23 protein-coding genes are annotated in these 24992 nt (G+C 43.9%); 7 read left to right on the forward strand and 16 right to left on the reverse strand.

Translation table 11 applies throughout. The annotated features are described in order from the left end of the window. The first annotated feature begins 28 nt into the window (after nt 1-28). Nucleotides 29-646 carry a high frequency lysogenization protein HflD gene (hflD, locus tag OCV36_RS10395; RefSeq protein WP_017073329.1) on the forward strand — a complete coding sequence of 206 codons (618 nt, stop codon included), beginning with the start codon at nt 29-31 and terminating at the stop codon, nt 644-646. Between the two features lie 143 nt (nt 647-789). Next, the gene (purB, locus tag OCV36_RS10400; RefSeq protein WP_135456601.1) at nt 790-2160 is read left to right on the forward strand and encodes an adenylosuccinate lyase; all 1371 of its coding nucleotides are present in this window, start codon (nt 790-792) and stop codon (nt 2158-2160) included. A 313-nt stretch (nt 2161-2473) separates the two neighbouring features. On the opposite strand, the gene htpX is transcribed toward purB, so the two are convergent. Continuing rightward, nucleotides 2474-3337 (reverse strand): protease HtpX, encoded by an 864-nt coding sequence (gene htpX, locus OCV36_RS10405; protein ID WP_010439977.1) that lies wholly within the window; start codon nt 3335-3337, stop codon nt 2474-2476. Between the two features lie 277 nt (nt 3338-3614). On the opposite strand from htpX, the gene OCV36_RS10410 reads away from it, so the two are divergent. Continuing rightward, the gene (locus tag OCV36_RS10410; protein WP_017073327.1) at nt 3615-3782 is read left to right on the forward strand and encodes a hypothetical protein; all 168 of its coding nucleotides are present in this window, start codon (nt 3615-3617) and stop codon (nt 3780-3782) included. Nucleotides 3783-3893: 111 nt separating this feature from the next. Here OCV36_RS10410 and bioD read toward each other — a convergent pair whose 3' ends face one another. From bioD to bioB, 4 genes are read right to left on the reverse strand one after another with little or no spacing between them, the layout of a single operon-like run. Beyond that, nucleotides 3894-4577 (reverse strand): dethiobiotin synthase, encoded by a 684-nt coding sequence (gene bioD / locus OCV36_RS10415; protein ID WP_135456603.1) that lies wholly within the window; start codon nt 4575-4577, stop codon nt 3894-3896. Continuing rightward, nucleotides 4574-5377: a malonyl-ACP O-methyltransferase BioC gene (gene bioC / locus OCV36_RS10420; protein WP_135456604.1), complete on the reverse strand. Its 804-nt coding sequence runs from the start codon at nt 5375-5377 to the stop codon at nt 4574-4576. The genes bioD and bioC overlap by 4 nt, the downstream gene beginning before the upstream one ends. Then, nucleotides 5378-6589 carry an 8-amino-7-oxononanoate synthase gene (bioF, locus tag OCV36_RS10425; protein ID WP_135456708.1) on the reverse strand — a complete coding sequence of 404 codons (1212 nt, stop codon included), beginning with the start codon at nt 6587-6589 and terminating at the stop codon, nt 5378-5380. Further along, nucleotides 6576-7628, reverse strand: coding sequence for a biotin synthase BioB (gene bioB, locus OCV36_RS10430; protein WP_017073323.1), 1053 nt, complete (start codon nt 7626-7628; stop codon nt 6576-6578). Before bioB ends, bioF begins: the two co-directional genes overlap by 14 nt. A 159-nt stretch (nt 7629-7787) precedes the next feature. Here bioB and bioA point away from each other — a divergent pair, with 159 nt between their 5' ends. After that, nucleotides 7788-9065 carry an adenosylmethionine--8-amino-7-oxononanoate transaminase gene (bioA, locus tag OCV36_RS10435; RefSeq protein ID WP_135456606.1) on the forward strand — a complete coding sequence of 426 codons (1278 nt, stop codon included), beginning with the start codon at nt 7788-7790 and terminating at the stop codon, nt 9063-9065. Between the two features lie 104 nt (nt 9066-9169). Here the strand turns inward: bioA and OCV36_RS10440 are convergent, their stop codons facing one another. The 6 genes from OCV36_RS10440 to lrp all read right to left on the reverse strand — a co-directional run bounded on the left by OCV36_RS10440 (nt 9170) and on the right by lrp (nt 17015). Continuing rightward, nucleotides 9170-9436 carry a DksA/TraR family C4-type zinc finger protein gene (locus tag OCV36_RS10440; protein ID WP_135456608.1) on the reverse strand — a complete coding sequence of 89 codons (267 nt, stop codon included), beginning with the start codon at nt 9434-9436 and terminating at the stop codon, nt 9170-9172. Between the two features lie 210 nt (nt 9437-9646). Continuing rightward, nucleotides 9647-10954: a serine--tRNA ligase gene (serS, locus tag OCV36_RS10445; protein WP_017073320.1), complete on the reverse strand. Its 1308-nt coding sequence runs from the start codon at nt 10952-10954 to the stop codon at nt 9647-9649. 143 nt (nt 10955-11097) lie between these two features. Then, entirely contained in the window at nt 11098-12453 is a 1356-nt protein-coding gene (locus OCV36_RS10450) for a replication-associated recombination protein A (RefSeq protein ID WP_277869521.1), read from the reverse strand. A 64-nt stretch (nt 12454-12517) separates the two neighbouring features. Beyond that, nucleotides 12518-13114, reverse strand: coding sequence for an outer membrane lipoprotein chaperone LolA (gene lolA, locus OCV36_RS10455; protein WP_135456610.1), 597 nt, complete (start codon nt 13112-13114; stop codon nt 12518-12520). Between the two features lie 75 nt (nt 13115-13189). After that, nucleotides 13190-16357 carry a DNA translocase FtsK gene (locus tag OCV36_RS10460; protein ID WP_135456612.1) on the reverse strand — a complete coding sequence of 1056 codons (3168 nt, stop codon included), beginning with the start codon at nt 16355-16357 and terminating at the stop codon, nt 13190-13192. Nucleotides 16358-16520: 163 nt separating this feature from the next. Beyond that, the gene (gene lrp / locus OCV36_RS10465; protein WP_004734558.1) at nt 16521-17015 is read right to left on the reverse strand and encodes a leucine-responsive transcriptional regulator Lrp; all 495 of its coding nucleotides are present in this window, start codon (nt 17013-17015) and stop codon (nt 16521-16523) included. 156 nt (nt 17016-17171) lie between these two features. Here lrp and ald point away from each other — a divergent pair, with 156 nt between their 5' ends. Next, nucleotides 17172-18296: an alanine dehydrogenase gene (ald, locus tag OCV36_RS10470; protein WP_135456614.1), complete on the forward strand. Its 1125-nt coding sequence runs from the start codon at nt 17172-17174 to the stop codon at nt 18294-18296. Between the two features lie 76 nt (nt 18297-18372). Here the strand turns inward: ald and OCV36_RS10475 are convergent, their stop codons facing one another. The 3 genes from OCV36_RS10475 to cysB all read right to left on the reverse strand — a co-directional run bounded on the left by OCV36_RS10475 (nt 18373) and on the right by cysB (nt 20890). Then, complete coding sequence (locus tag OCV36_RS10475) at nt 18373-18501, reverse strand: hypothetical protein (RefSeq protein WP_261887522.1); 129 nt, start codon at nt 18499-18501, stop codon at nt 18373-18375. After that, complete coding sequence (locus OCV36_RS10480) at nt 18495-19697, reverse strand: methyltransferase (protein WP_135456615.1); 1203 nt, start codon at nt 19695-19697, stop codon at nt 18495-18497. Before OCV36_RS10480 ends, OCV36_RS10475 begins: the two co-directional genes overlap by 7 nt. A 218-nt stretch (nt 19698-19915) precedes the next feature. Further along, on the reverse strand, nt 19916-20890 hold the full coding sequence (cysB, locus tag OCV36_RS10485; RefSeq protein ID WP_017073313.1) for an HTH-type transcriptional regulator CysB: 975 nt from the start codon (nt 20888-20890) through the stop codon (nt 19916-19918). Nucleotides 20891-21212: 322 nt separating this feature from the next. Here cysB and OCV36_RS10490 point away from each other — a divergent pair, with 322 nt between their 5' ends. Together OCV36_RS10490 and miaE are read left to right on the forward strand one after the other, a co-directional pair. Then, nucleotides 21213-21977, forward strand: a complete 765-nt coding sequence (locus OCV36_RS10490; RefSeq protein ID WP_017073312.1) for a hypothetical protein — start codon at nt 21213-21215, stop codon at nt 21975-21977. Between the two features lie 102 nt (nt 21978-22079). Then, complete coding sequence (gene miaE / locus OCV36_RS10495; RefSeq protein WP_017073311.1) at nt 22080-22874, forward strand: tRNA isopentenyl-2-thiomethyl-A-37 hydroxylase MiaE; 795 nt, start codon at nt 22080-22082, stop codon at nt 22872-22874. A gap of 97 nt (nt 22875-22971) precedes the next feature. Here miaE and pyrF read toward each other — a convergent pair whose 3' ends face one another. After that, the gene (gene pyrF / locus OCV36_RS10500; protein ID WP_135456618.1) at nt 22972-23667 is read right to left on the reverse strand and encodes an orotidine-5'-phosphate decarboxylase; all 696 of its coding nucleotides are present in this window, start codon (nt 23665-23667) and stop codon (nt 22972-22974) included. A gap of 143 nt (nt 23668-23810) precedes the next feature. Beyond that, nucleotides 23811-24986, reverse strand: a complete 1176-nt coding sequence (gene lapB, locus OCV36_RS10505) for a lipopolysaccharide assembly protein LapB (protein ID WP_029224810.1) — start codon at nt 24984-24986, stop codon at nt 23811-23813. Between the last annotated feature and the right edge of the window lie 6 nt (nt 24987-24992).

A 24992-nucleotide genomic window follows, 5' to 3' on the forward strand; every position in this document is an offset into this window, starting at 1 on the left:
ACGATAGAAAACAACTAGGAGTTACTACGTGGCTAATACACTTTATGACCGTACTATTGCTTTCGCTGGAATTTGCCAAGCTGTAGCTTTGGTTCAACAAGTAGCGAAAGACGGCCGTTGTGATAAAGATGCCTTCGAAGCTTCACTCAATGCCATTTTAAATACTAACCCAGCGAACACTGTGGGTGTATTTGGCCGTGAGGCGAACCTAAAGCTAGGCCTTGAATGCTTAGTAAAAGGTATCGACAGTACTCCAGCTGGTAGCGATATTACTCGCTACATTATCAGCTTGATGGCGCTTGAACGTAAGCTATCTTCTCGCAACGATTCGATGTCTCAACTGGGTGATCGCATTCAAACTGCAGAGCGTCAAACTGAGCATTTTGATCTATTTGACGAGCAAATGATCAGCAACCTTGCGAGCATCTACTTAGATGTAGTGAGCCCTATTGGCCCTCGTATTCAGGTTTCTGGTACGCCAGCAGTACTTCAACAGACATCGAGCCAGCATAAGGTTCGTGCACTTCTTCTATCAGGGATTCGAAGCGCTGTATTATGGCGTCAAGTTGGCGGCAAACGCCGCCACCTTATTTTCGGTCGTAAGAAGATGATCGAGCAGGCTCAAATCCTATTAGCTCGAATGTAATTTATTAGCTCGCGCCTCGTCGCGAGCTTGTTTTTTGTATCAACACAACTCTCACGCAAACGATTGCGCAATATGCGTGACAATTGAGATTGTTACTGGTATAAACCTCTCAAAATTTAGAAAACTCAATTCAGGAGAACACCATGGAACTGTCAGCATTGAGTGCTGTTTCACCAGTAGACGGCCGTTACGGAAGTAAGACTATTGCACTACGCAGCATCTTTAGTGAATTTGGCCTACTAAAATACCGCTCTATCGTTGAAATTCGTTGGTTACAAAAGCTTGCACAAACTGATGCAATCGTAGAAGTACCAGCGTTCAGTGCAGAAGCTAACCAGTTTCTTGATGAACTAGCAGCTAACTTCAGCGAAGAAGACGCTCTGCGTATCAAAGAGATCGAACGCACGACAAACCACGACGTTAAAGCGGTTGAATACTTCTTAAAAGAGAAAGTAGCTGGCGTTCCTGAGCTTCACGCAGTAAATGAATTCATTCACTTTGCATGTACTTCTGAAGACATCAACAATACATCTCACGCGCTGATGCTTAAAGAAGCTCGTGACACAGTGATTCTTCCAGAAATTCGTAACGTAATTGATGCTATCAAGGCACTTGCGAACGAGTACCGTGATATCCCTCTACTGTCTCGTACACACGGTCAGCCAGCTTCTCCTTCTACTATGGGTAAAGAGATGGCTAACGTTGCGTACCGTATGGAACGTCAATTCAAGCAAATCGAAAACGTTGAGATCCTTGCGAAAATCAACGGTGCTGTAGGTAACTACAACGCACACCTTTCTGCATACCCAGAAGTTAACTGGCACGAATTCAGCGAAGAGTTCATCACTGAATCTCTTGGCGTAAATTGGAACCCATACACAACTCAAATCGAACCTCACGATTACATCGCTGAGCTATTTGATGCGGTTGCGCGTTTCAACACCATCCTTCTAGACTTCGACCGTGACGTTTGGGGCTACATTGCTCTTGGTCACTTCAAACAGAAGACTATTGCTGGCGAAATCGGTTCTTCAACAATGCCGCATAAAGTTAACCCAATTGACTTCGAAAACTCTGAAGGCAACCTTGGTCTAGCTAACGCAGTATTTAGCCACCTAGCACAAAAACTTCCAGTCTCTCGCTGGCAACGTGACCTTACTGACTCTACGGTTCTTCGTAACTTAGGTGTTGGTGTTGGTTACGCTATCATTGCATACACTTCAACTCTGAAAGGTATTAGCAAGCTTGAAGTTAACCGTGCTGCGCTGCTTGCTGAGCTAGACAAAAACTGGGAAGTATTGGCTGAGCCAGTACAAACAGTAATGCGTCGTTACGGCATCGAGAAGCCATACGAAAAGCTAAAAGAGCTAACTCGTGGTAAACGTGTGGACGGCGAAGGCATGCGTGAATTCATCGATGGTCTCGAAATCCCTGCAGACGAGAAAGTACGTCTAAAAGAGATGACTCCAGCGAACTACATCGGTCAAGCAATCGAGCTAACTGACAAGCTGTAAAATTCGAATTTCGAATCACAGAATAGACTAAGGCTTCCCATGTGGAAGCCTTTTTGTTGAGCGGAACCAAGTGTATTGAACATGGTCTGTCATCAAAAGAACACTAAGCACTCCCTACTTATTACCCTACTCATATTAGTCATTTCGATATAAACCATTCAATATCGTAACCCTCTATCACCAGTACCTTTCTATCACCAAACACATATCTCTCAGATACTTACTGTCTTGAATGCCATGATCAAAAAAGGCCCCCCGAAGGAAGCCTTTCAAATACATATTGCCGCTTAACGAAAGTAGCTTGTGTTAGAAATTACATGTTACGTAAAGACGCAATACGCTTATCTAGCGGTGGGTGGCTCATTAGAAGCTCTGTTAGAGACTTCTTACCGTTGATACCAAATGCCATCATAGAACCTTCTAACTGTGGCTCGTGGCTCACCTTTAGACGCTCTAGCGCTGCAATCATCTTCTCTTTACCCACTAGGTTCGCTGCACCTGCATCGGCATGGAATTCACGATGACGGCTGTACCACATCGTAATGAAGCTTGCTAAGAAACCAAATACCAATTCCAACACCATAGACACACCGAAGTACACCATCATGTTGCTGCCACCCTCTTCTTCGTTGTCATTCGACGCAACAATGTTGGCGATGAAACGAGATAGGAAAATAACGAACGTGTTCACAACACCCTGCATTAGCGTCATGGTCACCATGTCGCCGTTCGCGATGTGGCTCACTTCATGCGCTAATACCGCTTCAGCTTCATCACGCGTCATGTTGTGCAGCAGGCCTGTTGATACTGCTACCAATGAATCGTCACGCTTAGCACCCGTCGCGAATGCGTTGATGTCTGGCGAGTCGTAGATCGCCACTGTTGGCATACCAATACCAACCTGTTGAGATTGACGACTTACCGTCTCCATCAACCAATGTTCTGTTTCGTTACGAGGGCTTTCGATGACCATTCCGCCAACTGAACGCAATGCCATTTTCTTAGACATCATTAGTGAGATGAATGAACCACCAAAACCAAAGACCGCAGCCATTAACAACAAGCCTGAAAGGCTTCCTGGTTGCATACCTGTGACGGCGTATACAATATTAAGAACAACACTTAGTACCAATACAACCGCAAGGTTGGTTGCAAGGAACAACATTACTCGCTTCATTACTTATCTCCGCATGAAAGCTGTTTTTATAAAACTTATTGTTATAGACAAGGCAGACAGCAATTTATTCCAACCTTGAAGACTTATACTTACTTATACATATAGTCTTAGATTAAGAAAACAAGGTTAAGCATTAAATTGCAACATTTGATTACGAGACTGTATTCGAATTAGCCATGGTCTATTAGACCTAAGTCGTATGGTGTCGATATAACAATCCGTTTACAGTGACCTCAGATGATTTATTGGCTAGTCCATGTACAAAAAGGGAAGAATCATGGTTGAAGGTACTAACACTCAAATGGCTATCGATTTACTGTGCTGTCACCTAGGGATTACTGAAGAAGAAGCAAAAAAACAGATCGGAATCCTAACACCGCAAACGGCACAGGTAAAAATCACAGAAACACAGCAAGCACTAATGGGACTGACAAAAGAACATTAACCCCAAGCTTGTTCAAAAGACCGGTTTTTATAAACGTACGGTCAAAAGGCTTAATAAAGCAAAAGGGCTGCAATCGCAGCCCTTTTCTTATTTGAAACGTCTATTGTTCAATCAAAGATCAAGCAGTGGCTGTACATTAATGTACTTACCGATGTTCTTAGACTTCGCTTTTGGTACGTATGGGATTTCACCTAACTTCGGCGCTCCTAGCTTATCTTCAAGCATCGCAATAATCTCAGCATAATGTTCAGTGCCTGGATTAATACGGTTTGCAACCCAACCTACTAGGTTTAGGCCATCAGCGCGAATTGCCTCTGCGGTTAACAAAGCGTGGCTCAAACAGCCCAGCTTTATTCCAACAGTCAGCACCACGGGAAGCTGTTCTTTTTTGACCCAGCTAGACAGGTATTCGTCATCTGAAACCGGAACACGCCAGCCACCAGCACCTTCAACTAGAACGATGTCAGAGTTTTGCTTATGCGCTTCTAGCTTCGCGGATAATACCGCTTCATCAACCACTACACCGTCATGCTTTGCTGCAATGTGAGGTGATGATGGTAGCAACAATGCGTACGGGTTAACGTCTTCGTAAGCAATATCTTGCGTTGCAGCCTCTTGAAGATGCAACGCATCACTGTTACGTAGACCTTCAGGATATTGGTCACAACCTGCAGCAACTGGTTTGTAACCAATCGTTGATAACTCTTGTGCGGCCAAAGCTTGAAGAATTGCTTTTGAAACCACAGTTTTTCCCACTTCGGTATCCGTACCTGCAATAAATAATGCATCAATCATAATTGAATAACCCCTAAACAAACTTGATATGTTGCTGGTAAGAAACCTTGATGGTTTTTAAACTCTCTATATTCCCGTTCAACAAGCTGTAGCATTCGGCGACTTGTTAAACCTTGTGAGCGACCACTTACGTGATTAGCGCCAATACCTTTAAGGTCGCGCATCAGTTCAAACGCAGTGTCGTACCAAACGATAATGGTTGGCAAGTCTAGTTGATGAGCCGTACAGCTAGATTGCGCTAACGCAATTTTTACCTGATTGATTGTAATAAAATGGTTAACGTGTTGATGTGTGTCAATTTTGCTCCACGATTTTTTTAACTCAAATAGTGACTCTTCAAGCAAAGTTGAGAAAATTACTTGCCCTCCGTCACAGGTTACACGCTTCATTTCTCTTAAAGGTAACGATAAGTCGTCACACCATTGCAATGCCAAGCTAGAAAAAACAACGTCAAAGCACCCATCTTGGAACGGGAGTTGCTCGGCATCAGCTTGCTGATATAAAGAGACCGATGTACCACAACGCTGCTTCGCCTTTTTCAACATTCCAATAGATAGATCGGCACACACCACCTCAGCACCACGTTTCACCATCTGTTCAGAAAAATAGCCGGTACCGCAGCCTAAATCCAACACCTTCAAACCTGAGAGATCGTTAGGTAGTTTATCCAATAAACGATGGCCGACGTCACGTTGAAACTCAGCGTGTTTATCATAGGTTGTGGCTGCTTTACCGAAAGCTTCTGCAATCGCACTCTTATCTTGGCCTACGTAATTATGCACTGCTGCTTCTTGTGACATTTACTGAGCCTCATTCTTTAATTCAAAGCATGATTCTATGCTTGGTTTGCTTCCAGACTCGTTGCTTCGCTCTATTGCTTGAAGCAACGAGTCAATTAACTGAAGAATCTGTTTCTGACTGTGATTGGCCGTTAAAGTAATTCGCAGGCGAGCAGTCCCTGCCGGAACCGTCGGCGGTCTTATTGCGGTTACCCAAACTTGGTTACGCTTCAATTCTTCGGCAATAGATAACGTAGCTTGAGCTTCGCCAACGATAAACGGCTTAATAGGAGTCTGAGTATCAATAAAACCTTTCACGCCACTCATCTGCTCTGAATAAATAGCACCAAGTTCTTGGAGCTTTTCACGACGCCACTCTTGCGTTTGGATCATCTGACACGCATGAGACAAAGCGACGGCTTGTGAAGGAGGTATCGCCGTCGAATAAACATGATGACGAGCAAACTGAGTTAAGTAATCACCCACTTCTGACGTACAAAGAATCGCAGCACCAGAAAGGCCGAATGCTTTACCAAAGGTCACCACCAAAATATCAGGCGTTACTTGTGCCGCGTTGCAGCTCCCTGCTCCTTTATCACCTAATACGCCGATACCGTGGGCATCATCAACCGCTAACCAACTGTCGTATTGATTAGTCAGGTTAGATATCTGGCTAAGAGGCGCTTGGTCGCCATCCATGCTAAACACACCTTCAGTCACGACTAACGATTGTGGAAAGCGGCTTAGTAAAGACTCTAGGTGCTGCGTATCGTTGTGCTTAAAGCGTTTCATTGTTGCAGGAGAAAGCATCCCCGCTTCCATCAGAGAGGCGTGGTTAAGTTTGTCTTGCAACAGAGAGTCGTCTTTTTCGAGCAGAGAGAACAACAGAGCTTGATTAGCACTAAACCCAGAGCTAAATAGAATGGCGCGTTCAAAACCAAGCCACTCACACAGCTGAGCTTCTAGATTTCGATGAACAGAACTAAAACCAGTAACCAATGGGGATGCCGCACTGCCTGCGCCATACTGAGAAAGCCCCACTTGCCATGCATTCACTAATTCAGGATCGTTCGCTAAGCCTAGGTAATCATTACTCGAAAAGTTAATGAAGCTAGAACCTTCGCTATTAAGCAAAGGGCTATTACTGTTTTCGAGTACCTTAAGTTGACGGGTTAACCCTTGCTCACGACGATGAACAAGGGCTTCTTTGATGCGAGATTTAAACAGTGGCATCGTAGAAAATGTCATCTTTCGTTGGACGAGCAGCAACGCGCTCCACCACTTGATCTAACAGTTCATTTTCTTGAATTTCGTCTGGCTTTTGAGCCACTTGTTGACTATTGATACCCAACTTCTTAAACAGCTGCATATCCGTGTCTTCATCTGGATTTGGCGTAGTCAGTAACTTACAGCCGTAGAAGATAGAGTTCGCACCCGCCATGAAACACATCGCTTGCATCTGTTCGTTCATGTTCTCACGGCCCGCTGATAGACGAACCGCAGACATTGGCATCATGATACGAGCAATGGCAATCAGTTTGATGAAATCGAAAGACTCAACATCATCAACGTTTTCCATCGGTGTGCCTTTCACTTTTACGAGCATGTTGATTGGCACACTTTCAGGGTGTACAGGAAGGTTAGCTAGTTCTACAAGTAGACCTGCACGGTCATTGGTGCTTTCACCCATACCAATAATGCCACCAGAACAAATCTTCATACCCGCATCACGTACATGAGATAAAGTATCTAAACGATCTTGGTAAGTACGAGTAGTAATGATGCTGCCGTAGAACTCAGGAGACGTATCAAGGTTATGGTTGTAGTAATCTAAACCCGCACCCGCTAGTTCACCCGCTTGATCGGGCGTTAACATGCCCAGTGTCATACAGGTTTCCAAGCCCATGCCTTTCACACCTTTGATCATGTCGGTAAGGTGAGGCATATCGCGCTCTTTCGGGTTTTTCCATGCAGCGCCCATACAAAAGCGAGTTGAGCCCGCATTCTTGGCTTTTAGCGCAGCATCCAAAACACGCTCGACTTCCATTAAGCGTTCTTTGTCGACATCCGTTCGGTAGTGAGCACTTTGAGGACAGTACTTACAATCTTCAGGACAAGCACCCGTCTTTATCGATAAAAGCGTACTCACTTGCACGTGGTTTTGCTCTTGGTACCGTCTATGAACGACTTGAGCTTCAAACATTAAATCCATAAACGGTTTTTCAAGCAGTGCTGTTACTTCAGCCACTGTCCAGTCATGACGAACTTCCACGTGTCGATCCTTTTTTATTATTTGATGTTGCATCTCTATTAATAGAGATTGCATTTATGCTTGGCTAGTCTACCGACAAGCTTTAGACTGTCAACACATTGATAATATCAAAAGTTTACATCTGGTTAGTTTTTAATCACATCAAAAATGGAAGTTACTATGGATCTCGCCTTTGATCGCCAGCATATCTGGCATCCTTACACATCAACGTTAACACCTCTGACCTGCTACCCAGTCACCAACGCAGACGGTGTTTACCTAGAATTAGAAGGCGGAAAGCGAATTATTGATGGTATGTCATCTTGGTGGTCAACCATCCACGGCTACAATCATCCAGAGCTCAATGCTGCAGCTCACAGCCAAATCGATAAGGTTTCACACGTTATGTTTGGTGGTATCACCCACCAGCCCGCTATCGATTTGTGTAAAAAGTTGTTGAATCTAGCGCCAAGTAATCTAGAACACGTATTCTTGGCTGATTCAGGTTCAGTGGCCGTAGAAGTTAGCCTTAAGATGGCACTGCAATACTGGCATGCTAAAGGGCAACCTCGTTCAAAGTTCCTAACGCTAAGAGATGGTTACCACGGTGATACCTTTGCAGCGATGTCAGTGACCGATCCGGATAACTCGATGCATAGCCTTTACAAAGGCTTCCTACCTGAACATATTTTTGCTGATTCACCAAAGACTGGCTTTTGGGATGAGTGGAATTCAAGTGACATCAATAGCTTTCGAGAAAAGCTAACAACCCATCATGAAGAGGTTGCCGCCGTAATCTTGGAGCCTATAGTTCAAGGCGCTGGCGGCATGCGCATATACCACCCTGAGTTCTTAAAACAGGTTCGCTTACTGTGTGATGAATTCAACGTATTACTTATTTTGGATGAGATTGCGACCGGATTTGGCCGAACAGGCAAACTGTTCGCCTGTGAGCATGCCGATGTTCAACCGGACATCTTATGCGTAGGCAAGGCTTTAACTGGCGGCTATATGACGCTGTCAGCGACGCTTGCGAGCAAAGAAGTCGCCGACACGGTATGTGGCGGTGAGGCGGGCTGCTTTATGCATGGGCCAACCTTTATGGGTAACCCTTTAGCTTGTGCTGTGGGTGCAGCAAGTTTGTCCATAATTGAAAAAGGCGACTGGCAAAATCAAACTCAACAGATTGAACAACTCTTTTCTGAGTTATTACCACCGTTGCGAGAGCATGATCTTGTCAAAGACGTTCGTTGGTTAGGCGCTATTGGCGTTGTTGAAACACATACACCTGTCGATATGGAAACCATCCAAGCTCACTTTGTAGAGCAAGGTGTTTGGATCCGTCCTTTTGGTAAGTTGATCTATATGATGCCTCCTTTCATTAGCAAGCCTGAACATATAGAGAAGCTTGTTTCCGCTATTGATTGCGCATTAAAAGATCGCCACTGCTTTAAATAGAAGGTAAAGCTATTACCTCTCCTTACTGGTTCATTTGCTATCTGCAATATTGAAGTTAAGGAGAGGTCGGTTCATTATTCTCGACAATAGAGAACGACCGCCTTCTAACGAAGTTGGCTGTCTTTACTTGCTCTGCGATTGAACAATGAGTGACGATACGCAACGTGTTCAAACATGGACTGGCATCCAATACAGAAACGCACGCCTTTAATTGCTAGCCGTCTCTTTTCTGATATCTCATCACCGCACTCGTCACAATAATGCAAGCTTTCCCCACTTTGAATGTTCCCTCTTACACGAGAGATCTCATCATCAATGGTATTTTGAATTTGCTGACTGACGTTATCGTCACCTGCCCATCCTACGGCCATAAGTCCTCCTCTGTATTTGCATGAGAAAACTTGTACCTACCGCGGTAAGAGCGCATTATAACCATTTTTAGTGATGTAATAATAACCAAAATTAGAGAAACACTATTACAAATGAGTAATGAAATTGGCCCTCGACTCACTGCTTTCCGGTGTAACAGATAATAAAAAACCCAGCCGATTGACTGGGTTTTCGTATAACAGTTTTACTGATTAACCGATGTGCGTTACGCCGCCCATGTATGGTTGAAGTACTGTTGGGATAGCAATACGGCCATCTGCTTCTTGGTTGTTCTCAAGAATAGCAACCATAGTACGACCAACAGCAAGACCAGAACCGTTTAGTGTGTGTACAAGTTCAGGTTTCTTCTCGCCTTTACGACGGAAACGAGCTTGCATACGACGCGCTTGGAAATCCCACATGTTTGAACAAGAAGAGATTTCACGGTAAGTCTCTTGTGCTGGAACCCATACTTCTAAGTCGTAAGTTTTCGCAGAACCGAAGCCCATGTCACCAGTACATAAAATCACTTTACGGTAAGGAAGCTCTAGAAGTTGAAGTACTTTCTCAGCGTGACCAGTTAGCTCTTCAAGCGCTGCCATTGAGTCTTCTGGCTTAGTGATTTGTACTAGTTCAACTTTGTCGAATTGGTGCATACGGATAAGACCACGAGTGTCACGACCGTAAGAACCCGCTTCAGAACGGAAACATGGCGTGTGAGCTGTCATCTTAAGTGGCAGATCAGCTTCATCAGTAATCGTATCACGAACCATGTTCGTTACCGGTACTTCCGCAGTAGGGATAAGCGATAGCGTCTTAAGAGGTACGTCACTTACTTGCTCAGTTAGCGGGCTTGTGTGGAACAAGTCTTCGCCGAACTTAGGAAGTTGACCAGTACCGTATAGGCTATCGTGGTTCACTAGGTACGGTACGTACATTTCTGTGTAGCCGTGTTCATCAGTGTGAAGGTCCAGCATGAACTGAGCAATAGCACGGTGTAGGCGTGCAAATTTGCCTTTCATCACGATGAAACGAGAACCCGAGATTTTAACTGCGCTAGCAAAATCAAGACCGCCAGACATTTCGCCAAGATCTACATGATCTTTCACTTCGAAGTCGTAAGTCTTAGGTTGACCCCAACGAGAAACTTCTACGTTGTCGTCTTCATCTTTACCATCTGGCACTTCTGCATCAGGTAGGTTAGGAATAGACATTGTGATCGTTTCTAGCTCAGATTGAAGCTCAGCCAATGTTACTTTAGCTTGGTCTAGTTCTGCGCCTAAGTTGCCTACTTCAGCAAGGATACGCTCAGCTTCTTCATGGTCGCCTTTTGCTTTCGCTTGACCAATGGACTTCGATCGAGAGTTACGTAACGCTTGCAGCTCTTCAGTTTTCATCTGAAGGGACTTACGTTTTTCTTCAAGTTCACGAATTGTCTCTACATCAAGGGTGAAGCCTCGACGTGCTAATTTTGCCGCTGTTTCATCCAGCTCAGCTCGAAGTAATTTAGAATCCAGCATTGCTAATCCTATGCTTTAGTTATTTGAATATTCAGTAGCTTGACTACTGAATCACTGCTAAACCCCTAAAACTGGTGCTATTTCGACCAATTTTAAACGATTTAATTGAATTTTTATGACAAGGTAACGATATCCAAAAAAGACTACTTTTCATAGCGTTTTTGTGGGCTTTTTGTGTCCAAATCCGCCAGATAATCTAGCTTCTCGCCAATTTTAGTCTCTAAGCCTCGTTTTGTTGGGAAATAGTATTGTCTTTCTCCCATTTCAGGAGGCAAGTACTTTTCGCCAGCCGCGTAGGCACCTGGTTCGTCATGAGCATAACGGTATTCTTGCCCATAGCCCATGTCCTTCATCAAAGTTGTGGGTGCATTTCGCAAATGATGAGGCACTTCATATTCAGGAAGATTATGAGCATCCGTTAAGGCTTGCTTCCAAGCGGTGTAAACTGCATTACTTTTTGGCGCACACGCTAAATAGACAACGGCTTGTGCAATCGCACGCTCGCCTTCAGCAGGACCAATACGCGTGAAGCAGTCCCACGCCGACATCGCGACTTGCATGGCTCGAGGATCAGCGTTTCCAATATCTTCAGAAGCAATCGCTAATAAGCGTCTTACGATATACAAAGGGTCACAACCTGCTGCAATCATTCGCGCCGACCAATACAGAGCTGCATCAGGGTTAGATCCACGAATCGATTTGTGAACAGCGGAGATCAAGTCGTACCAAATATCGCCCTTATTATCAAAGCGAGCAACCTTCTCTCCGGCGACTTCCGCCAATAACTGCAGCGTTATCGATTTCTCACCTTGGTCGTTGTCTTCTGCCATATCATACAGCAGCTCAAGGTAGTTGAGCGCCATACGAGCATCGCCGTTAACCAGTTCAGCGAGACGATCTAAGACATTATCTGAAAAGTCGGCCGACACATCACCAAGCCCGCGCTGTTTATCTTCAATGGCTTGGCGTATCACCAACGCGATATCATCGGTATTTAGTGACGTAAGTTTGTAAACACGTGCTCGTGACAACAAAGCGTTGTTCAATTCAAAGGATGGATTTTCTGTCGTCGCACCAATAAAAGTCACCGTTCCATCTTCAATATGAGGCAGAAAGGCATCTTGTTGGCTTTTGTTAAAGCGATGGACTTCGTCTACAAACAGAATCGTTCTACGCCCTGCTTGTTTGTTCTCGCGCGCTTTTTCAATGGCGATACGAATATCTTTTACGCCCGAGGTCACCGCTGATACGCGCTCAACTTCGGCGTTGGCATAATTAGCGGCCACTTCCGCCAAAGTAGTTTTACCGGTGCCCGGAGGCCCCCATAAAATCATCGAGTGAATATGACCCGCTTCCAACGCTCTACGAAGTGGTTTACCTGGGCCTAATATATGCTGTTGACCAATATACTGTTCGACAGTTTCAGGTCTCATACGAGCAGCAAGGGGACGAAAATCTTCGTCCCCCGCAAAATCTAAGCTGTAATTACTCAATTGCAATCTCTTGATTCGTTGATGGCATCAATACCAATCGACTTATTACCAAACGATCTGCTGATGTAGATCAGTTTCTTTGGTCGTCGACCTCGACACCTTCCGGCGCCACAAAAGTAAAACGGTCTGCAGCAGGCTTACCTAAGTCAACATTTTCAAAGGTAAACTCACCTTTCTGACCATCTTGTTCAATCACATTAAAGCCCTGAACAATGCCTTTTTCAGTAATGTTAATCTGGAAGTCGCCTTGATTAGAATCAACAGCCGTTGGCGTTAACGTAAACTGGTTACCCGATTGCACTACGTTGTAATTATCCCAATCACTTTCTTGGCTACGCGTAAGCAAAACAAAAGGTGTTTGTGATGTCGCTTGTTCTTGCCAGTAAATACTTACCTGCTCAATGAACGTGCTGTAATACCACAAGCTTTGGCCATCTGATACCAGCAAGTTTTCATCAGGAAATGTCGTTTCCCAACGGAATAAACTAGGTCGTGCTATCTCTACCGTGCCCTCGCCTTCCATCACAACATCACCGTCAGGGCTGGTTACGACTTGTTTAAAGTCAGCGCTAAAACCGGCGTTCAATGCCAAGCGACTACTCAACTCTTCTTTCGGAGAAGCAAATACTGAGAAGCTCATAAATAAAAGTGCGAATACTTTTTTCATCAATAATCCTGTTAGAACATAAGTCGGTCATGTTTTCGGTTTGACCGACTTAATGGGCATGAGTTCCTAGTGGAACTAATCTTTTGGTGGAGCTGGTGCTAAGACTTCACGGTTACCATTGTGGCCCGGAGTACTTACGATACCTTGAGCTTCAAGCTGCTCTACAATTCGTGCTGCACGGTTGTAACCAATCTTAAATCGACGCTGTACGCCAGAAACCGAGCCTCGACGCGAGTGAACTACGTGCTCAACGACTTGATCAAATAGAGGATCAACTTCTTCATCTCCTTCCATCTTCTCACCCGGTAACAGTGTTTCTGGGGTTTGGTCGCCGTTCGTAATCTCTTCAATATAGTTTGGCTTACCGCGTGCTTTCCAGTTGTTCACTACCGCGTGTACATCGTCATCAGAAGCAAACGCGCCGTGTACACGAGTTGTGTGGCTTGAACCCGGTGGTAAGTACAACATATCACCCATACCCAATAATGATTCTGCACCACCTTGGTCAAGAATAGTTCTTGAATCCGTTTTGGTTGATACCGTAAAGGCAACACGCGTTGGGATGTTGGCTTTAATAAGACCAGTAATAACATCCACCGAAGGACGTTGAGTTGCTAAGATCAAGTGAACACCAGCCGCACGCGCTTTTTGCGCCAAGCGTGCAATAAGTTCTTCAACTTTCTTACCCACTACCATGATTAAATCGGCGAATTCATCAACGACAACCACAATGTAAGGCAGTTTCTCCAACAATGGCGCTTCAGGGTCCATACTGTCGCCCGGCTTCCACAGTGGGTCATGGATTGGGTGACCCGCTTCCGCGGCCATCTTCAATTTGTCGTTGTAGCCTTTAATGTTACGAACACCAAGAGCCGACATAAGTTTGTAACGACGTTCCATTTCTCCTACACACCAACGAAGGGCGTTAGACGCATCTTTCATGTCAGTCACAACTTCAGACAACAGATGTGGAATACCTTCATAGATAGATAATTCCAACATTTTCGGATCGATCATGATGAAACGAACATCTTCTGGCGATGCCTTGTAAAGCATACTCAAGATCATGACATTCACACCAACCGACTTACCTGAACCTGTAGTACCCGCAACCAGTACATGAGGCATTTTAGATAGGTCAGCAATGACGGCCTCACCTGCGATATCTTGCCCAAGAACGACAGTCGTAGGAGATTTAGCTTCAATAAATTGTTTGCTACCCACTACGTCAGAGAAAAACACAGTCTGGCGACTCATGTTTGGTAATTCCAAACCAACATAAGGCTTACCCGGAATAACCTCAACTACACGCACAGCTAGCGCTGATAGTGAACGCGCTAAGTCCATCGACAAACCTGAGATACGGCTAACTTTGACACCTGGTGCAAGGTCTAACTCAAATCGAGTGATCACTGGGCCAGGGAAAATATCAACAACTTCAGCCTTGATCTTGTAATCCGCTAATTTAGATTCAACAAGGCGAGCGATGGCTTCTAGTGCATCACGATCAATGAAGGTCTCACGCTTCTCAGGGTGGAATAACAACTCAAGCGTTGGCAATGGTTCCGCAGGTTTCGGCAAGTTAACGTCTTGCTGAACTAAAAACGGATTTTGTGTTGCAGCCATGTTCGCTTGAGCTTCAGAAACCATGTTCTGGAATGCGGCTACATCTTGGTCTTGATTTAAAGGTTCTTCTTCTATTACCTCTTCCCAAGGAAGATCAACAATTGGCTGTTGGGGCTGTTCCGTTGGTTGCACAAATTCTGAATGTTCTTGCTCATCAGATAAAGGTTCAGGTTGCTCGGTGTTTTGTTCATCAGTAACTTCAGCGTCAAACTCTGAGCTCGGTTCAAAGCTCTGGTTTTGCGTTGTCTCAAAAGGTGAATCTTGTGCTGAGAACTCTTGTGGCGTTTCTTCTTGTTCACCCATTGGTGATGCGTACAACGACTCAGGCTGAATATCTTCTGTATCGAACTCAGCATTTACTTCTGCAGTACTATCAATTTCTGAGTTGGCGGTATCAATGTCAACATCATTAACAGAGCTAACTTGCGGCTCTTCACTCTGCATGTACTCTTGATACGCTACTTGAGACTCGTGAGCATCGGCCTGATTTTGTTCAGCAAGATCATCTTCATACATAGCTGCATTTTCTAACTGCTCTATAGTCGCGTTCAACTGCTTCGAACGATCGATACCTTCTTCCAATGAATCATCGGGCGCTTGATAAATTGGTACAGCGGGGACTGACTCTACTGGTGCATTTTCATTTTTAATCTGTGTATGAGCAGAAGCTTCTTGTTTAGTTGGAGCCTCTACTGGCATATGAATATTATACTGGCGTTTCGGTGATACGGTATTGTCTAAAGTATTGTCGGTCGCATCTGAAGCTCCTGCAGTCGCAGAAAAGCTCATAGCAGGATCAAGATGCTCTGCTTCTTTACGCCCTTCTATAGCGCTGTCTTCTATGGCACTGCCTTCTACAAGATTGTCTTCTAAAGCAGGTACGTCACGGTAAGTTGGTCGTTGACGCTCTTCTAATAACAAATCTCGATCTGCTGACTCCTGCAACTCAGGTTCAAGCAGCTCTTGATCTTGGCCACGAACTTTATTGACAACAGACGTAAAGAACTTAATCGCGCATTCACCCAACCATTCAACAATGCTTAACCAAGAAATACCCGTTAATAAGGTTAAACCCGCCCCCCACAAGAAAAGAAGAACAAGAGTACTACCCAAAACATTCAGCGTTGGAAGTGCAAGGCTTGTGAGCACATCACCAACCACACCGCCTGATGAAAAGTACCAAATGTCGTCAAAGTTGATATCGGCTAGACCACAACTAGTAAGAATAAGAACGGTAAGACCAAGTAAACGAGAGCCCCACAGCATGAAATCTATTGGCTCGTCTTCATTGCGTTTACGGAATAATACCCACGCAGCAACCGTTACCAAGATAGGTAAAGGGTAAGCCAAAGAACCAAACACAAAGAAAAGCGTATCCGCCAACCATGCACCTAGGTAGCCACCCGCATTTTGAATGTCACCACCCCACGCCGTTTGCGACCATGATGGGTCTGCAGGACTAAAAGTTAATAACGCAACGGCAAGTAGAATAGAGAAGAGAACACCCAGAATAAGACTGCACTCTTTTAGACGTTGAGAACCATTCAAACGGGGAGACTGAGGCTCTTCACTCGTTTTAATGATTGTTTCTACTTTATTACTGCTCTGCTTGAACATAAACCAACTTAATAATTGAACGGGATAAAAACGTCGCGAGAGGCCCAAGCCGCTCGTTTAAATGAAACTACTGTTGATTTAACCATATCAAACAGAAAAACCCAATTCCAGAAAGCAAGAAAGCGGAACAAATGTCCGCTTTCTTTCATTTCACCAATTGCGATTAACGAGTTTTAATCACAAGTTGATTAGTTTGTTTCACTTCTTCCATTACAACGTAAGTTCGAGTGTCGTTTACGCCTGGTAGACGCAGTAACGTATCACCGAGCAACTTACGGTAAGCACCCATATCCGATACACGTGTTTTTAGAAGATAGTCAAAATCACCCGACACTAAATGACACTCTTGGATGTCATCAAGCTTCTGAACAGCGGTGTTGAATTGTTCGAACACATCTGGAGCACCACGGTTCAACGTAATTTCAACAAACACTAAAAGTGAAGCATCAAGGTACTGTGGGTTCAGCAACGCTGTGTACCCAGTAATGTAACCTTGACGTTCTAAACGACGAACACGTTCAAGACATGGAGTTGGAGAAAGTCCTACTCGTTTTGATAGTTCTACGTTTGAGATACGACCGTCTTTTTGCAACTCATTAAGAATGTTGCGGTCAATACGATCTAGTTCCTTGGACGGCTTCTTATAATTGTCTGCCATTTTTTATTCCACCTTATTACTTCCTTGCAAAAAAATATACTACAACTTTTTAATATTCAGTATCAAATTCTACCTGAACCTATCTATACTAGATATTAATTCGACAGAATTACCCTACACATAGATAAAACAACCAAAATAAAATAAGGAGTCAGGATGATCATTGGCGTACCTAAGGAAATCAAGAACCACGAATACCGCGTTGGTATGACCCCAGCTAGCGTGAGAGAACTAATCCCACACGGCCACCAAGTTTTTGTAGAAACCAATGCCGGTACTGGTATCGGTTTTTCAGACGATGATTACATCGCTGTAGGCGCATCCATTCTTCCTACTGCTGCTGACGTTTTCACGAAAGCAGAAATGATTGTAAAGGTTAAAGAACCTCAAGCTGTCGAGCGAGCTATGCTTCGTGAAGGGCAAATATTATTTACCTATTTACACCTTGCACCAGATTTTCCACAAACGGAAGAGCTAATCAAGAGCAAAGCTGTCTGCGTAGCCTATGAGACTGTAACAGATAATATGGGTCGCTTGCCACTATTAGCACCAATGTCTGAAGTGGCTGGTCGTATGTCTATTCAAGCAGGTGCACAAACATTAGAGAAATCTAACGGTGGTTGTGGTCTTCTTCTTGGCGGCGTACCAGGTGTTGAGCCAGCAAAAGTTGTTGTTGTTGGCGGCGGTGTTGTTGGTGCTAATGCAGCACGTATGGCTGTTGGCCTTCGCGCTGATGTAACCATTCTTGATCGTAACGTAGATACACTTCGTCGTCTTGATGAAGAATTCCAAGGCCGTGCAAAAGTGGTTTATTCTACAGAAGACGCTATCGAGAAGCATGTTCTAGAAGCCGACCTAGTGATTGGTGCAGTACTAATCCCAGGTGCAGCCGCTCCTAAACTTGTTACAAAAGATCACATTGCGAAAATGAAGCCAGGCTCAGCAGTTGTTGACGTTGCGATCGACCAAGGTGGTTGTTTCGAAACTTCACACGCGACGACTCACGCAGATCCAACTTACATTGTTGATGATGTCGTTCACTACTGTGTTGCTAACATGCCAGGTGCCGTTGCTCGTACTTCAACTTACGCACTAAACAATGCAACACTTCCTTACATTGTTAAGCTAGCAAACAAAGGCTACCGCGAAGCTCTTCTATCCGATGAAGGTTTCCTAGAAGGTCTAAACGTCATTCACGGTAAAGTAACTTGTAAAGAAGTTGCTGAAAGCTTTGACCTAGAATACGTAGAGCCAGCTAAAGCAATCGCAATGTTTAACTAATTGCGTTTAGCCAGTTAGTGCCTTAGTGATCAACAGTCAGTAAAGCACTGCTCGCTAACTAAAAAGCCAGTACGACTCATTTTGGTCGACTGGCTTTTTTGTATTTATGACCATACACCTCAAGTACCGTGATCTCTTTATTCTTGGTTCTTGGTTCTTGGTTCTTGGTTCTTGGTTCTTGGTTCTTGGTTCTTGGAGCTAGCATTTCACCTTAAAGCCATGAATCAACAGATTCCTTGGCGTAATACTACGTTCACAAAACTCCTCAATAGATGCTTCGTAACCTTGTTCTTGTAAATAGATGGCGCGATCCAACGCCAACCATACTTCCAAAGGGCGCATAAAGACTTGTTGAACCAAACTCAATTTTTCCATTTCCCAAAAAAGAGCCTCTCCTTGAGCAAAATATGAATCAAAATCGATATTAGCTTCAAGCGGTAATGTCTTGATCTCAGATGCCCAACGGCAAAATGATTCAAAACCTTCGGACAATTCTGATTTTTTGATGCTAGGCACAGGCACATATTCGCCAATATTAAGTTCAGTTTTAAGCAATTGACTGAAACCCAATCGATAAGTCATCTCCAACTGGCGGTGCCTCTTTACTCTTTCCCCACCCGTTACGGTCTCTTGAAGTGGGATTCTTAGGTCACCTTTACTCAATGTTAATGCCGAAATTTTCGCAACGGAAGACATCGCTTGATAGGTCTCACCACGAATAAGATGGTAACAGCAAGGTGAAATGGTCACCGCTGGCAATCCATGAGAAACTGATTTTTTGACTAATTCAACATGAAGGTCGCCGCAAGCATGCAGTGCTACAGCATGTTGATTTGAATTGAATACTTCATCCGCCCTCTGTGAAAATGCATCACCTTGAACAAACGTCATGTCTAAATGTTGAGCATCTGCAATTGTTTGTCCGCTCTCACACAAAGACTGTTGCCATTCAAAGCTAGTGACTTTTTGGCAAGATTGTTGTGACAGAATTCGCCCTAAAAAACCTTTCCCCGAACACCACTCCAACCACTCTTTGCCATGATGATGTTCGAGCGCAACTTCTCCCATCGCAACAATTTGTTGCAACTTCCTTCCCGGAATACCCTCTTCCGTTCCTCGATCCAGCTTTAATCCAGCAAGTTTCGTGCTATTGAACTGGATACTTTGACTTACTTGCTCTAGTTGCGGAATAAAACGTGCAAGCTCTGCTATTAATATCTGAGGCTGATCTTTTAAATACTGGATGCTCTCAAGACTCAAGCTTTCTAACCAATCAATAAGAGGGCGATTCACATCTAACCATGGTTGTTGGAGAGTTTGGCATAGGTGGAAAGGCTCTGAGCGCCAGTAGACTTGGTGCTCTAACAAAAATGAGTCGAGTATTTTAAATCGTGAATGCATGCTTCCCCCTATGGTGCGAGGATTGTAGGGGTTAGAGGCCGAAATAGAAAGAAGCTATATAAGGAACGGTATAAAGAGAGGTAATACAAGACGTGAGTGTATGGAAGTCACGCTTGGTTAAAGCAAAAATCGGCCTGATAACAGACCGATTCGGAATCTAGAGAAACCCTTCTAAATGTCTAAGCTTCTGAGCTTCTGAGCTTCTGAGCTTCTGATAATTATCGAACAGGTAACTCAATGTCTTTAAACATTTCTTCTATCTCATCATTTGATTTTAGAGAAATGGCTTGCTCAACAACAGGACGAGTCAAATGCGGTGCAAAACGCTCCATAAAATCAAACATGTAAGAACGCAAGAAAGTGCCTTTTCTAAAACCAATGCTTGTGGTGCTGGCACCAAATAGATGACTAGCATCGATAGCAACTAGATCAGTATCTTGTTCTTGATCGATGGCCATACTTGCGATGACACCGACACCGATACCCATTCGTACATATGTCTTAATTACATCCGCGTCGGTTGCAGTGAACACAACGCGAGGCGTCAATCCAACCTTGTTGAACGCGGTATCAAGCTCTGAACGTCCAGTGAAACCAAATACGTAAGTCACTAGAGAGTAAGCAGCAAGATCTTCGATCGTGATATTTCGCTTTTGCGCCAGAGGGTGGTCTTTAGTAACGACTATCGAACGGTTCCAGTGATAACAAGGCAGCATAATCGCATCTTGATAAAGGTGTAGTGCTTCCGTTGCAATCGCAAAGTTCGCCGTCCCTTTAGCCACCGCTTCTGACATTTGGCTAGGCGTACCTTGGTGCATGTGAAGTGATACTTTCGGATAACGCGCAGTGAAACCTTTGATCACGTCCGGCAACGCGTAACGCGCTTGAGTATGCGTCGTTGAAATGTTCAATGTGCCCATTTCAGGATGAGTGTGCTCACCAGCAACCGCTTTAATACTCTCGACACGCGCCAAGATTTCCTGAGAGATGCGAATGATATCTTCACCGGCAGGGGTAACCTGTGTTAAATGCTTCCCGCTACGTTCAAAAATCTGAATACCTAGTTCATCTTCTAGCAATCTAACTTGCTTACTAATACCAGGCTGAGATGTGTATAAACTCTCTGCCGTCGCAGAAACATTTAGGTTATGGTTGAGAACCTCAACAATGTACTTGAGTTGTTGTAACTTCATATCTAACCTCGTAATCCTTTACTCATTTCTGTGCTAACTTATTTGCAAAGCGAGCGTTATAGTCTTGTGTAATATAATTAATAGTTATAACGCTTCAAGCACAAAAATGACAGAAAAATTGAGCTTTTACAGACTAACAAACATAAATATCACTAACGCTTTGCAACCCACTCCTCATTCTCATACATTAGTTAGTAAATTTTGATTGCCGATTGCGCTCAACAAGAGATAATTAGAAATTGCAATTTACGAGTGCCGATACACAATGGAATCGTGTATTCTCTCCAGTTAGCTATAGAAAACAACAAGCAGACACAAACATATGAATATTGGTTTAATAATTGCCTTAGTAGCCGTTCTTTTGGTGTTAGTTTTAGGCTACAACATCATGCTTCAATACAAAGTTAAGGTAGAAACAGCGAAGAAACAGGAAGCTTCTCGTTATCTAACCATTATTGACGGAACAGAGGAGTTGATTGGTAATGCGCATCACATGCCTTTTAGCCAAGATCTTCTTGTATGCTTAAACAATCGAATTCTTGATGCGCTAGAAAATATGTATCAACTCGATCCAAGAAATAAGCAACTTGCCCAACGAATCGAAAGCGTAAAGCAACAAATCACTCAGCTTAAAGAAAACTACCAAGGTGGTGAAAGTACTGCATTCCGAGTACCAAGCAGTGATAAGCAAGCTATCATGATGCTTAAGCTCGTTAAACGCCTACGTGATACAGTTCGTAACGAACACAATAAAGGTCGTTTTGAAACTCAAGCTTATGTGGTTGAAAATGCTCGCTTAGAAACCATTCAAATTCGCATCAACATTGAGAACGTTATTAAGCGTGCGAACGACTCGATATCTCGTGGACAACCGGGAACCGCGATTCAGTTATTGCGTAAAGGCATAGATGCGTTAGCAACCAAAAACGACTCATACTCTAATCAAGCAAAAGAAAAGCTTCAACAGATGCTCAACGACCTTGATCAGAAACGCCAAGATAAAAATGCGCAAGACTTGCAGCAAATGGAATCTAAAGAGCGTGATGAAGATATGGATGCCCTCTTCGGTCAGAAGAAAAAATGGTAACACTCTAATTCAAACGTTTAGAGGCCACCTTATTTTCAAAATAGGTGGCCTTTTTTATGTCTGGTGAATTTCCTTTCTCCTTATAGGGAGATCTCGATAGCTGTGATAACATTTCGTATTATCAACGAACTTTCCTCGACCATGTATCAAGAACTATTAGATCCAATTCACTCTTTTCTTAAAGCTGAAACGCCAGATTCATGGATAGATGAAGCCAAGAAGCCTGAAAACCTTCACATCATTTTACGCGACCACATGCTCTGTGAACTCAAAGCTGCACAAAGTGCTTTGTTCTTAATCCGTAAGTACGCGGTTGATAAAGAAAGTGCGAAACAGCTCAACGAATGGATTTTGCCATACGAGCAATTCGCTTATCGTCGTATCGGAGACTTAGAATCACTTCGTGGTAAGAGTAATGTATCAAAGCAAATCACAGCGAAAGAAGGCTGTAACTACGGTGCTGATCTCATCGATAAAATGGTACTTCTGATAAAAGAAGAACTGCATCACTTCTATCAGGTGATGGAGTTAATGGAAAAGAAGGGAGTGACCTACCAACCAATTGAAGCTGGTCGCTACGCTAGAGGTTTAATTAAGCAAGTTAAGACGTACGAGCCTGATGCTCTGGTTGATAAACTGATCATCGGCGCCTTTATAGAAGCTCGTTCTTGTGAACGTTTTGCTAAACTGGCTCCTTTCTTAGAAGAGGATATGGAGAAGTTTTATGTGTCTCTACTTCGCTCAGAAGCTCGCCACTATCAAGATTACCTCGAACTAGCGGAGCAAATCGCAGGGAAAGATATATCTGAGCGTATTGCCCACTTCGCTCAAGTAGAAGCAGAACTCATCACTTCAGAAGACAGTGATTTCAAATTCCATAGTGGTGCTCCGATTTAAGCCGAATGGTAAATCTAGTTCAAATCAATCCAATCCATAAATAAGAAGGCCAGCAATTTGCTGGCCTTCTTATTGATATCACTACCTTAACGTAAGCTTAAACTAGCGTGCCGTTGATCTCAGCGAGAACAGTTGCAGGGTCAACAGCTTGAGTAATTGGACGGCCGATAACTAAGTAGTCTGAACCGGCTTCAATCGCTTTAGAAGGCGTCATAATACGCTTCTGGTCACCGACATCAGCACCTACAGGACGGATACCTGGAGTCACTAACTTAAACTCTTGGCCAAGTGCACCTTTAAGTAAAGAAGCCTCTTGTGCTGAGCATACAACACCGTCCAAACCAGAGTTTTTAGTTAGAGACGCCAAGCGCATAACTTGCTGTTGTGGCTCAAGATCTAAACCAATACCCGCTAAGTCAGACTGCTCCATACTGGTTAGTACTGTCACACCAATTAATAGCGGACGATCTTTACCATACGGTTCTAAGATTTCGCGAGAAGCGGTCATCATGCGCTCACCTCCACTTGCGTGTACGTTAACCATCCACACACCTAGCTCAGCAGCAGCGCGTACTGCTTTTGAACATGTGTTCGGGATGTCGTGGAACTTAAGGTCTAAGAAGACTGAGAAACCACGTTTATGCAATTCACGAACAAATTCAGGGCCAAACAGGGTAAACATCTCTTTGCCAACTTTTAGGCGACAAGATGCTGGATCAATACGATCGACGAAGGCTAACGCATCCGCTTGGTTATCATAATCCAATGCTACAATGATTTTTTGGTCGTTCATTTCATCTCCTAACGCAGTTAACTTTCTTTAAATAATCACTATAAACTTTAAATAATCAATATAAATAATAGCGACAAATAACAGCCATAAAAATGCAGCCCGAAAGCTGCAATTAATAATTTGGTCTATCAAGGACCATAAATCTATTCACCATCCAGCCCACGAATAGGCTTGATCGTTCCCCATCCTTTACATGATGGACAGTGCCAATACATTGAATGTGTAGAGAAGCCACACTGACGACAACGGTAGTGAGGCTTAACCTTCAACTGTTCGCCAACCATGGACTGAAGTGTGGTTAAGCTTTCTTTTGCTCGACCTTCTTCAGCTTCTGCTAGGTGGTAATCAATTAATCGATAAAAACCCTTCATGGTTGGGTTTTTAACCAATTGCTTCGTCAGTAATTCTTGGGCAGAGCCAACATCTTCATGGTGAGCAACTAATTGAGCGAGCATCAATTCAGCGGATACACCAGCCTTCTTCTGAATACAGGCTTTCAGGAACTCGACAAGTTGAGCTTCTTGTCCAAGCTTGTGGTAACACTCAGCAAGGGTTGGTAACACCTCACTGATAAAATCGATATCTTGTTCGAGAACGGATTCTAAACAAGTGATTGTCTTTTGATAATCTTCGTTTGCTAAATGGAATTTACCTAAAGCAATACTGGCACGAACACATTTCGGGTCTTCAGAAAGTGCTTTCTTAAAATGCTGTAGAGCTTTCGAACGATTGCCATCGGCTTGTTCTTGCATCGCAAGCTCACACCAAAAATGCGCGACCGTGGCACGCATCTTCATCTTTTTCTTACCCAGTTTAACGAGGATATTTCCGTAATGAATAGCCTTGTTCCACTCACGAGTTTGCTGATAAATCGCAACAAGTTGTTGTAAAGCGCCCTCTTTATGATCAGGTTCTTCTACAAGCTGTTCGAAGATTTTTTCGGCGCGGTCAAGAAAGCCAGAGACCATATAGTCTTTCGCTAATTGCTGTAAGGCGAGGTTTTTCTGATCGAGAGTAAGTCCCGAGCGAGAGATAAGGTTTTGGTGAATACGAATAGCGCGGTCGACTTCGCCCCTTGAGCGGAACAAGTTACCCAAAGCTAAATGCGTATCAATGGTTTCATTGTCGACTTGAAGCAGTTCAATAAAGTGATCGACTGCTTTGTCAGATTGATCGGACAGTAATAGGTTCAAACCCGTCACATATTGACGGGAGATCTGGTGTGATTGTTTTTGCTTTTCTTGCTGAGCATTACGATTCCCCATATACCAACCGTAAGCGGCTGCAATAGGTAAAAGTAAGAACAGTAACTCTAACATCAAATA

It is taken from the genome of Vibrio echinoideorum (genome assembly GCF_024347455.1).
Lineage (GTDB): Bacteria > Pseudomonadota > Gammaproteobacteria > Enterobacterales > Vibrionaceae > Vibrio > Vibrio echinoideorum.

Coding starts and splice junctions, on each gene's coding strand:
- purB (WP_135456601.1), top strand. CDS start 790: ATGGAACTGTCAGCATTGAGTGCTGTTTCACCAGTAGACGGCCGTTAC.
- htpX (WP_010439977.1), bottom strand. CDS start 3,337: ATGAAGCGAGTAATGTTGTTCCTTGCAACCAACCTTGCGGTTGTATTG.
- OCV36_RS10410 (WP_017073327.1), top strand. CDS start 3,615: ATGGTTGAAGGTACTAACACTCAAATGGCTATCGATTTACTGTGCTGT.
- bioD (WP_135456603.1), bottom strand. CDS start 4,577: ATGATTGATGCATTATTTATTGCAGGTACGGATACCGAAGTGGGAAAA.
- bioC (WP_135456604.1), bottom strand. CDS start 5,377: ATGTCACAAGAAGCAGCAGTGCATAATTACGTAGGCCAAGATAAGAGT.
- bioF (WP_135456708.1), bottom strand. CDS start 6,589: ATGCCACTGTTTAAATCTCGCATCAAAGAAGCCCTTGTTCATCGTCGT.
- bioA (WP_135456606.1), top strand. CDS start 7,788: ATGGATCTCGCCTTTGATCGCCAGCATATCTGGCATCCTTACACATCA.
- OCV36_RS10440 (WP_135456608.1), bottom strand. CDS start 9,436: ATGGCCGTAGGATGGGCAGGTGACGATAACGTCAGTCAGCAAATTCAA.
- serS (WP_017073320.1), bottom strand. CDS start 10,954: ATGCTGGATTCTAAATTACTTCGAGCTGAGCTGGATGAAACAGCGGCA.
- lolA (WP_135456610.1), bottom strand. CDS start 13,114: ATGAAAAAAGTATTCGCACTTTTATTTATGAGCTTCTCAGTATTTGCT.
- OCV36_RS10460 (WP_135456612.1), bottom strand. CDS start 16,357: ATGTTCAAGCAGAGCAGTAATAAAGTAGAAACAATCATTAAAACGAGT.
- lrp (WP_004734558.1), bottom strand. CDS start 17,015: ATGGCAGACAATTATAAGAAGCCGTCCAAGGAACTAGATCGTATTGAC.
- ald (WP_135456614.1), top strand. CDS start 17,172: ATGATCATTGGCGTACCTAAGGAAATCAAGAACCACGAATACCGCGTT.
- OCV36_RS10475 (WP_261887522.1), bottom strand. CDS start 18,501: ATGCTAGCTCCAAGAACCAAGAACCAAGAACCAAGAACCAAGAACCAA.
- OCV36_RS10480 (WP_135456615.1), bottom strand. CDS start 19,697: ATGCATTCACGATTTAAAATACTCGACTCATTTTTGTTAGAGCACCAA.
- cysB (WP_017073313.1), bottom strand. CDS start 20,890: ATGAAGTTACAACAACTCAAGTACATTGTTGAGGTTCTCAACCATAAC.
- OCV36_RS10490 (WP_017073312.1), top strand. CDS start 21,213: ATGAATATTGGTTTAATAATTGCCTTAGTAGCCGTTCTTTTGGTGTTA.
- pyrF (WP_135456618.1), bottom strand. CDS start 23,667: ATGAACGACCAAAAAATCATTGTAGCATTGGATTATGATAACCAAGCG.
- lapB (WP_029224810.1), bottom strand. CDS start 24,986: ATGTTAGAGTTACTGTTCTTACTTTTACCTATTGCAGCCGCTTACGGT.